The sequence below is a fragment of the Bacteroidia bacterium genome, from assembly GCA_037045145.1.
Lineage (GTDB): Bacteria > Bacteroidota > Bacteroidia > AKYH767-A > OLB10 > OLB10.
On the sequence record JBAOIA010000012.1, the window covers coordinates 680,181 to 694,163 of the forward strand.

13 protein-coding genes are annotated in these 13,983 nt (G+C 36.6%); 1 reads left to right on the forward strand and 12 read right to left on the reverse strand.

Features of this window, described 5'->3' with window-relative positions:
- The 6 genes from V9G42_12445 to V9G42_12470 all read right to left on the reverse strand — a co-directional run bounded on the left by V9G42_12445 (position 1) and on the right by V9G42_12470 (position 5,929).
- Entirely contained in the window at positions 1–735 is a 735-nt protein-coding gene (locus V9G42_12445) for a LytTR family transcriptional regulator DNA-binding domain-containing protein (GenBank protein MEI2760230.1), read from the reverse strand.
- Positions 732–1,757 (reverse strand): histidine kinase, encoded by a 1,026-nt coding sequence (locus V9G42_12450; protein MEI2760231.1) that lies wholly within the window; start codon positions 1,755–1,757, stop codon positions 732–734. Before V9G42_12450 ends, V9G42_12445 begins: the two co-directional genes overlap by 4 nt.
- A gap of 6 nt (positions 1,758–1,763) precedes the next feature.
- Positions 1,764–2,102, reverse strand: a complete 339-nt coding sequence (locus V9G42_12455; GenBank protein MEI2760232.1) for a DUF4288 domain-containing protein — start codon at positions 2,100–2,102, stop codon at positions 1,764–1,766.
- 34 nt (positions 2,103–2,136) lie between these two features.
- On the reverse strand, positions 2,137–2,940 hold the full coding sequence (locus V9G42_12460) for a DUF5668 domain-containing protein (protein MEI2760233.1): 804 nt from the start codon (positions 2,938–2,940) through the stop codon (positions 2,137–2,139).
- A 208-nt stretch (positions 2,941–3,148) separates the two neighbouring features.
- The gene (locus V9G42_12465) at positions 3,149–3,868 is read right to left on the reverse strand and encodes an alpha/beta hydrolase-fold protein (GenBank protein MEI2760234.1); all 720 of its coding nucleotides are present in this window, start codon (positions 3,866–3,868) and stop codon (positions 3,149–3,151) included.
- A 27-nt stretch (positions 3,869–3,895) separates the two neighbouring features.
- Positions 3,896–5,929, reverse strand: coding sequence for a M13 family metallopeptidase (locus tag V9G42_12470; protein MEI2760235.1), 2,034 nt, complete (start codon positions 5,927–5,929; stop codon positions 3,896–3,898).
- 121 nt (positions 5,930–6,050) lie between these two features.
- On the opposite strand from V9G42_12470, the gene V9G42_12475 reads away from it, so the two are divergent.
- Entirely contained in the window at positions 6,051–7,481 is a 1,431-nt protein-coding gene (locus V9G42_12475; GenBank protein ID MEI2760236.1) for a T9SS type A sorting domain-containing protein, read from the forward strand.
- On the opposite strand, the gene V9G42_12480 is transcribed toward V9G42_12475, so the two are convergent.
- The 6 genes from V9G42_12480 to V9G42_12505 all read right to left on the reverse strand — a co-directional run bounded on the left by V9G42_12480 (position 7,482) and on the right by V9G42_12505 (position 13,579).
- Positions 7,482–8,102 carry a hypothetical protein gene (locus tag V9G42_12480; protein ID MEI2760237.1) on the reverse strand — a complete coding sequence of 207 codons (621 nt, stop codon included), beginning with the start codon at positions 8,100–8,102 and terminating at the stop codon, positions 7,482–7,484.
- A gap of 133 nt (positions 8,103–8,235) precedes the next feature.
- Positions 8,236–9,276 carry a 2-oxoacid:ferredoxin oxidoreductase subunit beta gene (locus V9G42_12485; protein MEI2760238.1) on the reverse strand — a complete coding sequence of 347 codons (1,041 nt, stop codon included), beginning with the start codon at positions 9,274–9,276 and terminating at the stop codon, positions 8,236–8,238.
- A 43-nt stretch (positions 9,277–9,319) separates the two neighbouring features.
- Entirely contained in the window at positions 9,320–11,161 is a 1,842-nt protein-coding gene (locus V9G42_12490; GenBank protein MEI2760239.1) for a 2-oxoacid:acceptor oxidoreductase subunit alpha, read from the reverse strand.
- Between the two features lie 88 nt (positions 11,162–11,249).
- On the reverse strand, positions 11,250–11,756 hold the full coding sequence (locus tag V9G42_12495; protein MEI2760240.1) for a hypothetical protein: 507 nt from the start codon (positions 11,754–11,756) through the stop codon (positions 11,250–11,252).
- Positions 11,757–11,997: 241 nt separating this feature from the next.
- Positions 11,998–12,432, reverse strand: a complete 435-nt coding sequence (locus V9G42_12500; GenBank protein ID MEI2760241.1) for a transposase — start codon at positions 12,430–12,432, stop codon at positions 11,998–12,000.
- 574 nt (positions 12,433–13,006) lie between these two features.
- Positions 13,007–13,579 carry a hypothetical protein gene (locus tag V9G42_12505; GenBank protein ID MEI2760242.1) on the reverse strand — a complete coding sequence of 191 codons (573 nt, stop codon included), beginning with the start codon at positions 13,577–13,579 and terminating at the stop codon, positions 13,007–13,009.
- Positions 13,580–13,983 lie beyond the last annotated feature (404 nt).

Sequence of the window (13,983 nt, forward strand, 5' to 3'; positions counted from 1 at the left end):
TTAAATTCCTAAAACAGCTTTCAATCTTGAATAGCCTTGCTTGCTCAATGGAACTTTCTGTCCGTTTTTAAGCAATGCAATGTGTGATGTTTTTTCATATTGCTCAATTCGGGTAATGAGACTAAGGTTAACGATATAGCCCCTGTGTACACGAAGAAATCGTGCACTGTCAAGTGTGTTTTCATAATACGACATGGTTTTCTTCTTCAACCTAAAGCCATTCTGTGTATGTATTTTTACATAATCATCATAAGCTTCAATGTAAACTACATCATCAACAGGAATAATTGTAATCTTACTTCCATCCTTTACAACAATACGATTTTTTTCATCGGGTAGAATATTGCTTTCTGCATTAACTAAATCCATTGCAGGTGCATTACTATTTGCTCCCAAAAATTTAGAGACTGCCTTATTAAAACGCTCTTCGCTGTATGGTTTCAAGAGGTAGTCAATGGCATGTGCTTCAAAAGCTTTTATTGCATAACTATCAAATGCTGTTGTAAAAATCACACCTGGTGGGTTCTCAATCAACTCAAGCATTTCAAAGCCATTAATCTTAGGCATTTGTATGTCCAAAAAAATCAGTTGTGGTTGAAATTGCTGAATAGCTTTCAATCCTTCAAACCCATCATTACATTCCTGCACAACATCAATATTTGGAAATGCCTTAAGATACTCTAATACAAGGCCTCGGGCAAGAGGCTCATCATCAATTATAATTGCTTTAATCATATTTGAGGGATGTTTATTTGTGTAAGGAAAACATTTTCACCTTTTTCTGTTTTGAGTAAATCGTTGCGTGCATAAAGCAGATACAATCGTCTTTGCACTGCGTCAAGGCCGAAGCCGGTACCTTTTTGTGATGCAGCAGTGTCCGGATCAAAAGGGTTGGTAACAACCAGCTTCAAATGACCTTCATTACAAGCAACCTGCAATGATATTGCTACCTGACCGGTGGTGTCATAGAGGCCAAATTTAATGGCATTCTCCACAATAGGCTGTAAAATCAGCGGGGGCACCAGCATATTCAAACAGTTTTCAGGTATTTCCATTTTAGTAACCAATCGGTGCCCAAAACGGACTTTCTCGATTTCAAGATAGATTTTAAGATGGTTTAATTCGTCCTGAAGCGTTATCTGTTTCTTATTATCTCTTTGTAAAGTGCCCCGTAAAAATTCTGAAAGCTGCAATACCATACTTCTTGCTTTTGCAGGTTCACTGCCTATTAATGCATTTATAGAATTCAGGCTGTTGAATAAAAAATGCGGCTGTAGTTGCAATCGCAATCCGGAAAGCTCTGCATCTTTCATCAGGCTGACAGTATCATTATTATGTGCTTCTAATTTTTTGTGTTCCTGTATATTTACCTGTAAACCATAAATAACAGTTACCAAAAGATTCATCAATAAAAACCATGCAAAACGAACCACCATTGATGAGTCAAGAAAAGCTAAATACTTTACATCGTCAACATTTAAGTACGTTAGTACCAACCCTGAAATAAAAACAGAAATCAGCGATAAGGCAATATTCCACAATATCACAAAAAACCGGTTTCCTATTTTTTGAAATTTATTGAATGCAAAATAGGTGCTACACGAAGTAAAAAATAATAAAAGCAGCATCACTGTACTGTCGGCAAAAGACAAGTACCAGCCGAAACCAAACTGATGCACCACTGCTGCCACAAAAAAGTACCAGCAAAGCCACCAAACAATCCGGTCACTTGAATTTTTTAATTTCTCAATAATCATTATTCATCAGGCAAACAGAAGTGATTGTGTTTGAAGCGTCAGTGCTTTTCGTTTAACAAAATCTATAAACGATTCTGAGTCTTCTTCTATAACTTGCGAATATACAACAGAACCATGCTCGGGTGATTCAACAGGTGTAATATCTGCAACATCAATCATTTTCCATGTAACAGGATTCTTTTTATCATTAATAAACTCATGTTGTTTTTCTGCTCCTATTGCACGTGCTTTCAAATAAGCATCGGCAATAGTTTGTGCTTTAATAATTAAAAGCTGCTCATCAAACTGATTATTTTTACTTCCACTGATAACTATCTGATAAATTACTTTCGCTATATAATACATTTCAATTTAGTTTAGAAAACAAAAAAATTAAAAATTAATAACTATTAATGTCAATGCCTCCGAAGACAGTGGTACCTCGTAATATGAGTACCTTCTTTTCATCGGTTAATGTTGCATTGCGCAACGGGCGTTTATCTTCAACACTTCCTAACACTGCGGCAATTTCTGATTTTATCTCCCAATGTGCCGGAACAATAAGCTTTGTTCCTCCAAAAACCTGATTCACTTCCAACTCTACCCTACCTTGGATATCTGCTTGCATAAAATTAATTTCTGCACCACCAAACACAGCCGATACTTCGCCCCCTTTAAAGTCTTTACTTATGATGTTTTTTTTTATACTTCCGAAAACTGCAACTGCTTCCAGAAAATCTTCTCCTGATGGCGGGATATTAGTGTAGTTTCCATATTGACCTTGTGGATTTTGCGGACGAAACCTTCCTCGTCTGCAGGCTCTGCGAAAACGGCTAGAAGGCTTAACAATAACAAACAAACCCAATAAAATGATGACAACAGGCCAGATAAAATTTCTATATTCAAAAATAGGAAAACTGTTACGTATCAAAAATAATCCGCCAATAAGTACCAACACCATCCATGCCATATTTCGGAATGCATGTTTTATACCCAGAAAAATTCCTACAACTATCAATATCATTGGCCATGAAAAAATCCATGACGGAAAATAAATACCGGCTTCTCTGGCAAACAATAATGCACCAATACAAATAATTATCAAGCCGCCAAATATTTTACCACGCTGATTATCTTTTTCAAATCTGCGCCATACATCTTCTCTTACGTCTTCAATTCCTGATTTATCTTTTTGATTTTCCATTTTATTACTTCTTTATGAATTATAGGACAAAGATATGTTGCCCTCACAGCAAGTTCACAGTCTTAATAGGTCTATAGCATCAATAAACTCAGTAAACAGAAAAAAATATCGGTAAACGGTAGTTGGTTGTCGGTAAAAGAAAAATGTTTAAGCAGCCCCATGCTATTAGCTGAGACAATAAACTCTTTTCACAAAAAAACTATGAATTCTAAACCTTTGCTGTTTGTAATGCTTCAATGTATGACGGAAACATTTCGCGCCACACCGGCCAGTCATGGTTGGCACCGGGGCGAATATCGAGCCAATGAGCCATACCTTTCTTAGTCATAATTTCCGAAAGACGTTTGTTCTGTGCAATACAAAAATCATGTTCGCCTACGCCAAGAACTATTCCCATCTTAAACAAATGCTCGTTATCCAAATCGGGCAAATAATCCGGTGGGTTATTGAAATAAACATTGTCATCGTAAAAACCGTCAAGATGCATTTTAATATCAAAAGCTCCACCCATACTGAAAGTGTGTGCAACAACTTCAGGATGACGAAATGCAAAGTTTATAGCTTGATAACCGCCAAAACTACATCCGGCAGTTATTACTTTTTCATGCGCGGTTTCTTTTTGCGCACGACTTACAACTTCTTCTAAAATCATCTGATCGTATAAGATATGATTTCGCACACGGTCAGAAGGATGAATGTGAGTGTTATACCAACTCATCTCATCAATGCTGTCAGGACAATAAATTTTAATAAAGCCATCATTGATATAAGTTGCCACACTTTCAATTAACTTGAAATCGCGGTTTTGATAGTGCCTTCCCATACTTGTTGGAAATGCAATTACAGGAATACCACTTTCTCCGAAAATGAGCATTTCAAAATCGCGACCAATGATTGGCGAATAATATTTTATTGATTCTTCTCTCATCACACAAGTTTTTTTAAAGTTAATAATCTACCAGATATGTACACGCTCATTTTCCGGAAGGAAAATTTTATCTCCTGCTTTTACATCAAAAGTAGCATAAAATTCCGGCATATTCACCAAAGGGCCAATAACTCTGAATTTAGCCGGTGAATGCACATCAGTAAGCACTCTTGTTGCTAATGCTTCCGGACGCATGTTTACCATCCATGCATAGGCATAGCCGAGAAAAAAACGTTGCATAGGATTAAGCCCTGCTATTGTTTGATTTTCTTTAAACTGCTTGGTTTGTTTGAATGCTTCAAGACCCATTGCAACACCGCCAATGTCGGCAATGTTTTCACCCTGTGTCATATCACCATTAATATACAAACTATCAATCACAAGATAATGATTGTATTGATTTACAACGGCACCTGTCTTTGCATAAAAACGAATGCTGTCTTCAGTAGTCCACCAGTTATTTAAATTTCCAAACTGATCGTACTTGCTTCCCTGATCATCAAAACCATGGGTGAACTCATGACCAAATGTGCTTCCTCCAATGATGCTGTAGAGAATTGCATCGTCAGCTAATGTTTTCTCATAGCCAGGCACTGTAATATTGCATGCGGGAACAACAATTTCATTATTGGATGGATTGTAGTAGGCATTATATGTTTGTGGCGTCATACTCCACTCTGTTCTGTCCACAGGTTTTCCATATTTGTTTTTCATATAGTCGAAATGCCAGGCATTGGCGCGTATCACATTTTTCACATACGATGTTCTATCAACTTCCAAAGCACTCATATCTTTCCACTTATCGGGATAGCCTACTTTCATAATCATGGCATCGAGCTTTGCAATTGCTTTTGTTTTTGTGGCATCACTCATCCAGTCAAGACTGCTTATACGTTTGCGATAAACTTCTTTTACAGCATTACCTATTTCCATCAACTTTTCTTTAGTTCCTTTTGGAAGATATTGCTCCACATAAATCTGTCCTACCAACTCACCCAGTTGCCCATCGGTGTCCTCAACTACCCTCTTCCATCTTGGGCGTTGTTCCTTTACGCCATTTAATAATGTCCCATAGAAACTAAAATTCTGTTTTTCAATCTCAGTATTTAAGTAAGGTGCAAGTCCACGTAATAAATGCCAGCGCAAATAATTTTTCCAGATTTCAATTCCAAACTGTTGTGTGGCAAGATTGAGATAAGTAAAAAATTCGGGCTGACCAACAATAACCGTATCAGGCATATTCATTCCTAAACCACTGAAAAATGTCTGCATCGGCACAAACTTCAACTTCTCTTGCAACTCTTTTACTGATGTCTTGTTATAATTCTTAAATGGATCACGCAAATCTTCCATCTTACGGCTGACTTTTGCCAACGCTAACTCTACTGAGTAAACGTCAGCAGCGGCATCGGTTGCTTTCTTTTCATCATAGCCGCTCAACTCAAACATCTTCTTTAAATGTTCAGGATATGCCTCTCTGACTTTCTTTGTTCTTTCATCGTTATTAAAATAATAATCGCGATCAGGCAAGCCCAATCCACCTTGCGATAAGAAAACAGCATTCTTTGAGCTGATCATATCGTCAGAGTTTACATAAAAACCAAAAAGTGGCGAAGCAGAAATTCTATGAAAATGTGCTGCCACCATCATCACATCGTCAAATGATTTTATCTGTTCTATTTCTGAAAAATATTCATGCAGTGGTGCAATTCCGGCCTTGTCAATACTGATGGTATCCATACCGCTATAATAATAATCACCAATTTTTTGCTTTAGGCTCCCTTTGTCATTTGTATTTCCGGCAGCCGTTTGACAAATCTGTAAAATTGTTGCGTTGATGGTGTCGTTAATAGTCCTGAAAATACCATTGCTACGTTCACTTGCAGGAATTGGATTTCGGGCAAACCATCGTCCATTTGCAAACATAAAAAAATCGTCACCGGGACGAATACTGCTGTCAATGTGTTGTACCAACTCATCATGAGTTTGTACAGGTGTTTTTGAATTATTACATGCAACAGCAACTATTGCAACAGTTAATAAAGTAATTGATAACCGCATGGATATAAATTTAGGCTGCGAATATAGCTAACTACGCAAAGATTTTATAGAAAAGAATAAGTTAAATAAGATTCTTCATATTTAAATAAAAGCTAATTTAGAGGCATAAAAATAACAGAATATGAAAATACGCTACACATTCTTGTTAATCTTATTTGTCATTAACACATCAAATACATTTGCATGGTGGAACGACATTTTAGTTTACAACGGCAAACCGGTTGCACAACATAGTTTGGCAGCAAAGAGTAATGGCACCTTATATCTTGCAGTGCCTGACAGCAGTGCTGGCATGTATTCCATTCAGTTACTAAAATCAACCAACGATGGAAACACGTGGCTTCCTGTAAGTAATACAACAGGACCAATGGCAACCGCTATAACTAAAACAAAAATGGTGCGAACAGGCAGTGATAGCGTTTATTGTTTGTATAGCACAACTGCCGGTGTGTATTTATTAAATGTAGAAACCGGTGTTATTGGTGCATTTACTTCTTCTGCGGTTGCAGATTTTGATGCAGCAGGTTCACCGGCAGGCAATGTAATTTATTTGTTTGTTAATGAACCCTTAAACTTCACTATAAAACGTTATACAACATTAGATGGTGGATTAACCTGGGGCGGTAGCACGGCAACAGTAACATCGTCCGGACAAACACCTAAAGTATATATGTCAGGTACTCGATTGATATTAAATTATTATGGTCCTGTAAACGGAGATCCTTCTACTTCTAAAATCAGAGCAGCCACTTATGATGAAAGTGTTCCGGGTACAATAGGTGCAGCAGCTTTTATTGATATTGTCACTAATACCGCTGTAAAAAAGAAACAGTTCAAGTCAGTTTACAATTTTAATATTGTTTGGTTTTTCTTTACAGAAGGCGACACTTCACAAGTAATAAAATGTCGTATTAGTACAGATAATGGAAATAATTATGGAGCCGAACAAATAGTTGCCGGTAATAATGGTTTTAGCAACTACAATTTTGATGCCTGTCACTATGAGTTTTTTGGTGCCTGGGGTTGTTATTTAACTTACTATAATTCCAATGCCACACTACCTCCCACACCTTTTCCAATGATGTTTACCAATGCCTCGTTGAGTACGCCATCTGCTTTCAGCACTCCTGTTGCTTACAGTGATTTTAATGTTGTTGATACACCTTCCTATCATTTACCTGCAATTACTGCATTTTCCGGAACTACCAATGATGTTGGTGTAGCATGGATTGAAAACAGCGGTAATGGAAATTGGGTTTACTTTGACAGGATGAGTGCTTCAACAGGAATTCGCGATATTACAGATGATGGGTTTATTTCCGGAATAATATTCAATTCTGATGAACTAAATATTCGTTTTGTTGAACAGCTGAAAAACAAAACTGTAATTCAACTATCTGATGTTACCGGAAAAATAATTTTCCAAACAATTACAGATTTACAAGAAAATTTTATTGCTGTAAAAACACCACCACTAACTGCCGGTGTTTATTTGCTTCATGTTAGTGATGGAAAACATGCTGTAACAAAGAAACTTCTATTAAGTAAGTAATCAATCTTTGCTTAAGACTTTAAAATAGTTTCCTGTATCATTGCCTCTACTGAATCCCAACGAGTCTATAAAGCGAATATGTCCTGCATGATTGAGATTATTATATGTGATTTTTTTCAATCCGTTTTTGATTAAGAAATCTTTCTCCAGTTCGAATAAGAATTTTCCAACTTTATAATCTCTGTACTTTGGAATGGTATAATTCAGTTTTACAGTAGCATTACCATCTTCAGATACATCGGCAATAAAAATATTGGCTACTGTCATGTCACGAAAAACAATAATGGCAAATGACGAAGTTTTATGAATTTCAAATTTCGGAAAATACTCCAATATCTCTTTCTTGTTTCGCTCTATAAATCGTGCAGTTAACGGATCGCTTTCATTAACAGGAATAACATCAAAGGCTTCTTTGCTTTTATAAAGCTGAATTATCTGATAAATATTGATAACCATCAGAATTGCATTGGCAATAATAACAGGCATTGCATTGATAAGAAATCCGTATATAATAAATGCAATTTGCCCTGCAAGATTATACCATCTGAATTTAAAAGCATTGCTCATCAGCAATGAAACAGCCAAAAACGCTGATGCCAGATATCCGATAAATACAATCATAATATCAATTTGAATTTTTAAAAACAGAAATTGTAATTACTTAACCGACCTACGACAACCATTTATTCTGTTGTACTAACAGAAACAAGGATTCACAGTTAAAAAATAAAGAAATATTAATGCTGTTCGAGGATTACTGAATTTCCCAAACTTCATTTCCACGCAAAAGTTTATTAAGATCTCCCTTACCTTTTGAAGAAATAACTGCTTCAACCTGTTGCAGCAAATCATCTTCATAGCAACTTCTTTCTTCTCTATAAAAAATACCAAATGGGCGTGGAAAATGACCTTCATTAGCGGGGTTATCAAAGAAACGTGCTAAAATTCCTGACTTCACTCTGTCGTACATATCATGTATCCATAGGTCGTTTGTGCTGATTCCCTTTTCTGCATGATTAACGATGACAGGTTTAAATCCATCAAGTTTTATTCCAAGTTCACCATTCTGGCCAAACACTAAAGGTTTGCCATGTTCAACAAAAAGTGCTTCTTGTTTTTTAGACGCTTTTTCTGTAAACACTTCAAATGCACCATCATTAAATACGTTGCAGTTCTGATAAATTTCAAGGAAAGAAGTTCCCTTATGCATTGCCGCTTGACGGAGCATCTCTTTTAAATGTACAGGGTCGCGATCCATGCTTCGTGCTACAAAAGTTCCATCGGCACCCATTGCCAACGCTGCCGGATTAAATGGATGATCAATAGAACCGAAAGGTGTTGACTTAGTTACTTTACCTGCTTCTGATGTTGGCGAATACTGACCTTTTGTAAGTCCATAAATCTGATTGTTAAACAACAGAACATTCACATTAAAGTTTCTGCGCAGCAGATGTATAAAGTGATTTCCACCGATAGACATAGAATCACCATCACCGGTTACAATCCAAACACTAAGGTCTTTGCGTGCAGCTTTTAGTCCGCTGGCAATGGCTGTTGCTCTTCCATGAATAGAGTGCATACCATACGTTTCCATATAATAAGGAAAACGTGATGAGCATCCGATACCGGAAATAAAAACTATCTGTTCGCGTGGCAGGCCCAACTCCGGAATTACAGTCTGTACCTGCTTTAGTATTGAATAATCGCCACAACCCGGACACCAACGTATATCCTGATCGGTTACTAAATCTTTTGAAGTAAATAACGGTGTGGGCGTTGTTGCAGTTGCTTCCATAAAAATACTATCTATTAAAAACTGATTAAAATTTTACTTTTTATTATTTCATTAATTCAACAATCTTTTCCTTAATTTCAGTTGCGGAAAACGGTATTCCCATTACTTTATTAAGGCTGATTGCAGGTATCATAAATTTATCTCTTACAACTCTGGAAAGTTGCCCCATGTTCATTTCAGGCATCAACACTTTGTCATATTTGAACAACATTTCACCGAAATTCTTTGGGAATGGCTTGAGGTAGGTAAGATGTGCATGCGCCACATCATATCCTTCGCTGCGCGCCATCTGACAAGCCGTTTTAATTGCACCATAGGTGCTTCCCCAACCTACAACAAGTAGTTTACCTTTTTCCGGTCCACTGTCTAACTGTTGTAAAGGAATGCTATCTGCCACTTTCTCTACCTTAGCTTCACGCATTTTAACCATAAACTGATGGTTTTCGTTGTCGTAGCTGATATTTCCGGTTTCATGTTGTTTTTCAAGACCACCTATGCGATGCTCTAAACCTTTTGTACCGGGTATTGCCCATGGTCGTGCTAACTTTTCATCACGTTTATAAGGAAGAAAATGCTCTCCATTTTTTTCAGTTGCATATTTCACTTTGAATTCCTTTAACTGATCGGCAGTAGGAAATTGCCAGGGTTCAGCACCATTAGCTATATAACCATCAGAAAGAAAAATAACTGGAGTCATATATTCAATAGCTATGCGGCAGGATTCATAAATTGCGTTAAAACAATCTGCCGGTGATGACGATGAAATTACCGGAATGGGTGCTTCTCCATTTCTGCCATAAAGTGCCTGCATTAAGTCACTCTGTTCTGTCTTAGTTGGCAATCCGGTTGAAGGGCCTCCACGTTGAACATTAATAACCACCAATGGAATTTCAAGCATTGTTGCCAGTCCCATAGCTTCGCCCTTTAATGCTATACCGGGACCTGAAGATGATGTAACCCCTAAAGAGCCACCAAATGATGCACCTATTGAAGCACATACTGCAGCTATTTCATCTTCAGCCTGAAAAGTCTTTATTCCAAAACTTTTGTATTTTGACAACTCATGTAAAATGTCTGATGCAGGTGTGATAGGATAAGTACCAAAAAATATATCTACACCGGCTTTCTGTGCAGCGGCAACCAATCCAATTGCTGTTGCCTGATTTCCCATGATGTTACGATAAACACCGGGTTTCATCTTTGCAGGCTGAACAGTGTATCGTGTACGGAAAGTTTCTGTTGTATCACCATAGTGATATCCTGCTTTCAATACTTTGATATTTGCATCGAGGATTGCTTGTTTTTTACCAAATTTTTCTTCCAAAAATTTGATACTGTTGTCGAGTGAACGGTTGTACATCCAATAGAGAAAACCAAGCACAAACATGTTTTTGGCACGGTCTATCTCTTTAGTACCTAAGCCCGAATCAACCAATGCTGCACGGGTCATTTTAGTGACATCAATCACTATAAGATTATACTTTTCTAACGAGCCATCTTCAATTGGATTCTGACCATCCGGATATTTTGCAAGTCGCAAATTCTTTGGGTCAAACCCATCGCTGTTGGCAATGATAGTTCCTGTGTCTTTAAGATTTTTCAGATTTACTTTTAATGCTGCAGCATTCATAGCCACAAGCACATCACATTTATCTCCCGGAGTAAAAATATTTACACTACCAAAATGTAACTGATAGCCCGAAACACCTGCAACTGTTCCTTGTGGGGCACGAATTTCTGCCGGAAAATCAGGAAATGTACTTAGGTCATTTCCAAACAGTGCGGCTGTGTTGGTAAATTGCGTTCCGGTTAACTGCATTCCATCACCGGAATCACCGGCAAATTTTATGATTACCTGATCTAATACCTCGTTTGTCTTGCTCATTTTAATAAAATTACTGAACACAAAAGTAAAGGTTTATTTGCTAAGCGAGGTATTCTATAAGATGATTTTTTACACCATCAGCATAACGTTAAAAACGATAACCTACACTCAGACTCAACAGATTATAAAAGCCCATATAAAAAGTTTCGGAACGGGAGTCTACATTACTTTCAATAACTTTAATATCATTCTTCTTTCTCACACTATAATGATAGAGTGCCGGAGCAATTTTAGTTGACAAAACAAACTGGCTAACAGGAACATAATACACTCCAACGGCAAAGGCAAGACCGGTATTGTGATAATTACGTAATGCACCATTGTCATAAGCAGTCTTATTGACTATATGAAAAAGAACCGGCCCGTAAATGAGTCCGGCAGTAGGGTTTTTAGATCCGGCCAGAAATCCGATATGAAAGCCATATCTTGTTACACCACCTTTGGCTGGTGCCAAAAAATTAATGCCTGCAAATGCACGGATACGCTGTCCGGCAACAATAGAATAAGTCAAACTTTCGTGAAATAAAAAATTCTGATCGGGTACCTTAGAAAAATTAGGAACTAACCTGCTGATGGTAACATCTAAACCATGCATATGATTCGTGTTACGATATCGCTGTGCAGAACAAGTGAGGACACTCACAGTTAGAGCTAACAAGTAGTATAAACTTTTCAATTACCGGCAAAAAAAAATCTCAGCAAAGATGCAAAAATCAACTGTTTCTTTGATAAGAAGTAAGATTATATGTGCTTAGAAAACAAAAACTACTTATTTAAATACTATTTTTGCTTTTTCAATTAGCTCTCCTCTATATCCGCCATCAGCAATAAGCAGTTTAATGCCCCACATGGTTTTCTTTGAGTTTGCGCATGAGTAGTTCGGCTGCTTTGCTGTCATGTACATGTGCAACGCTTACCATTACCGTAAGTAACCATCCATTTTTGTCTACCTCCACATGCCGTTTAATACCCTTTACTTTCTTATTGCCGTCTATGCTCATGAGCGATTTGTTGTTGGCACTGCGTACACTTTGGCTATCTATTATGCCGGTGCTTGCATCTGCTTTTTGACCCATTTCAACTCTGGTTTGATTGCGTATTTTTTCTAATACTTTATCATATACTCCCTGCTCTTGCCATCTTTGGTAGTAGTAATAAACTATCTGCCACTGTGGAAAATCATTGGATAATTGCCTCCATTGACAGCCTGTTTTTACCAAATAATATATTCCATACTTGCCGTAAATCATGTTTGCGTTTACGATTTTCATTAGGCGTTAATTTTTCTATTCTTTGCCATTGGGCATCTGTTAGATTGGATGGATACATTTTAAGAGATTTTAGTCAATCCCTAATAAATTGTATCTTTTCCTCTCTTTTAGGTGCTCTTATTCTTTTTTTTCGTTGAAATTTAAACAGGCTCTTAATCCTTGATTTTTGAATATCTCGAAAATAAATCCTCCATAGATTATTATCAATAATATTAAATTGACTAAGTTGGTTGTACTTGTTTTCATGTTATTCGCAATAATTTGACAGATAACAATCCATATTTACTGGAAGTAAACAATCTTAAGAATTAAGCGAGTCGTTTAAAAACTGGATGGATATTTATCTTGAAACAAAGAAATTTACTGAAAGTCAAATTCACTCCTCTTCTTTTCTATAATCTTTAATCTTTTCGTATAATGCAAGTATGCATGAAATGAAAAGAAAAATTTGATAAATTCTAATATTTTCTAAACCTGCCTTAATAATTTCAGACAAGAACCAAACAAAGGCAACTAAAATAAATCCAATCTTGAATAAGTCAATATTCTTTTTCTGCATTTGCTATACTAACTTTTATAATGATTGAATGGCACAATCAATGGCAAGGCCAAGTAAGCATAATTCTAAATCCATACTACAAACCACCATACTACCAGCTCCCATACTTGATAACATTTGATTCATGCATGTAAGAAATGGCAAATCACTTGGATTAATATCGGGGCTAAATGAAAGAGAATTCCATTTACTTTCAGTATATAAACCTGTAATTGCTACATCATTATTTACAGTCAGTAATTTCCACTCTCCATTCATATCAAGTAAATTTGATAGCTCACCCCTAGTATTGGCAACCCAACTTAAATATTTGGTCGTGCCTAGTCTGTAAAATGTAAATAAAACTTCCTTTTCATCTGCATTATTTATTGTAGGTAGCCACAATGCCTGGACTGTAGTATTATTGTATGTCAACAATCGTTTTCTCCCAGCTAAAGGAGTACGACCAAAACGCTCTAAATAAGTTGTATAATCAGTTGAAGCTATAAAATTAGCTAAGTCTTTATCAGTATCGTCAACAGCCATATCAGATCGTTGAGGATACTTGCAAGAATAAATTGAAATAGAATTAGAGTTGCAGTTGCACATAAATTTATTTGTTTTTATTCTCCCCAAATCAAGATATTTATTTTCTGATTTTTATGAATAAAATATGAAACAATAAAATCTACTTATAACAGCATTGAGTTGTGTTTGTGGGAAAGTTAGGTTTAAAAATGTTTAAGAGTGGTTTTGGTTTTGGAAGAGTTGGGTTTGCTGTTGGTTGATGTTGGTTTTGACAGACCTTTACTGAATTTGGTTTTGTTTGATTTGATTTTGGGGGTTATAGATGTGGATTTGGGGACAGTTTGGCAGTTGTTGTGATACTGATAGCGAATTGTTGCGAATTTATGAATGGGATTTTTGAGGTTAGAATTTTATTTTTTTTATAAGTGTGACCTCTTTGGTTGGGAAATGTAATGGATTTTATTTGCCCTGAAAACATGGTCCAG

Bases quoted from the DNA above. Each gene is read 5' to 3' on its own strand.
- V9G42_12470 (MEI2760235.1), bottom strand. From the start codon at position 5,929: ATGCGGTTATCAATTACTTTATTAACTGTTGCAATAGTTGCTGTTGCA.
- V9G42_12460 (MEI2760233.1), bottom strand. From the start codon at position 2,940: ATGGAAAATCAAAAAGATAAATCAGGAATTGAAGACGTAAGAGAAGAT.
- V9G42_12490 (MEI2760239.1), bottom strand. From the start codon at position 11,161: ATGAGCAAGACAAACGAGGTATTAGATCAGGTAATCATAAAATTTGCC.
- V9G42_12445 (MEI2760230.1), bottom strand. From the start codon at position 735: ATGATTAAAGCAATTATAATTGATGATGAGCCTCTTGCCCGAGGCCTT.
- V9G42_12450 (MEI2760231.1), bottom strand. From the start codon at position 1,757: ATGATTATTGAGAAATTAAAAAATTCAAGTGACCGGATTGTTTGGTGG.
- V9G42_12500 (MEI2760241.1), bottom strand. From the start codon at position 12,432: ATGAAAATCGTAAACGCAAACATGATTTACGGCAAGTATGGAATATAT.
- V9G42_12465 (MEI2760234.1), bottom strand. From the start codon at position 3,868: ATGAGAGAAGAATCAATAAAATATTATTCGCCAATCATTGGTCGCGAT.
- V9G42_12505 (MEI2760242.1), bottom strand. From the start codon at position 13,579: ATGTGCAACTGCAACTCTAATTCTATTTCAATTTATTCTTGCAAGTAT.
- V9G42_12485 (MEI2760238.1), bottom strand. From the start codon at position 9,276: ATGGAAGCAACTGCAACAACGCCCACACCGTTATTTACTTCAAAAGAT.
- V9G42_12495 (MEI2760240.1), bottom strand. From the start codon at position 11,756: ATGCATGGTTTAGATGTTACCATCAGCAGGTTAGTTCCTAATTTTTCT.
- V9G42_12455 (MEI2760232.1), bottom strand. From the start codon at position 2,102: ATGTATTATATAGCGAAAGTAATTTATCAGATAGTTATCAGTGGAAGT.
- V9G42_12475 (MEI2760236.1), top strand. From the start codon at position 6,051: ATGAAAATACGCTACACATTCTTGTTAATCTTATTTGTCATTAACACA.
- V9G42_12480 (MEI2760237.1), bottom strand. From the start codon at position 8,102: ATGATTGTATTTATCGGATATCTGGCATCAGCGTTTTTGGCTGTTTCA.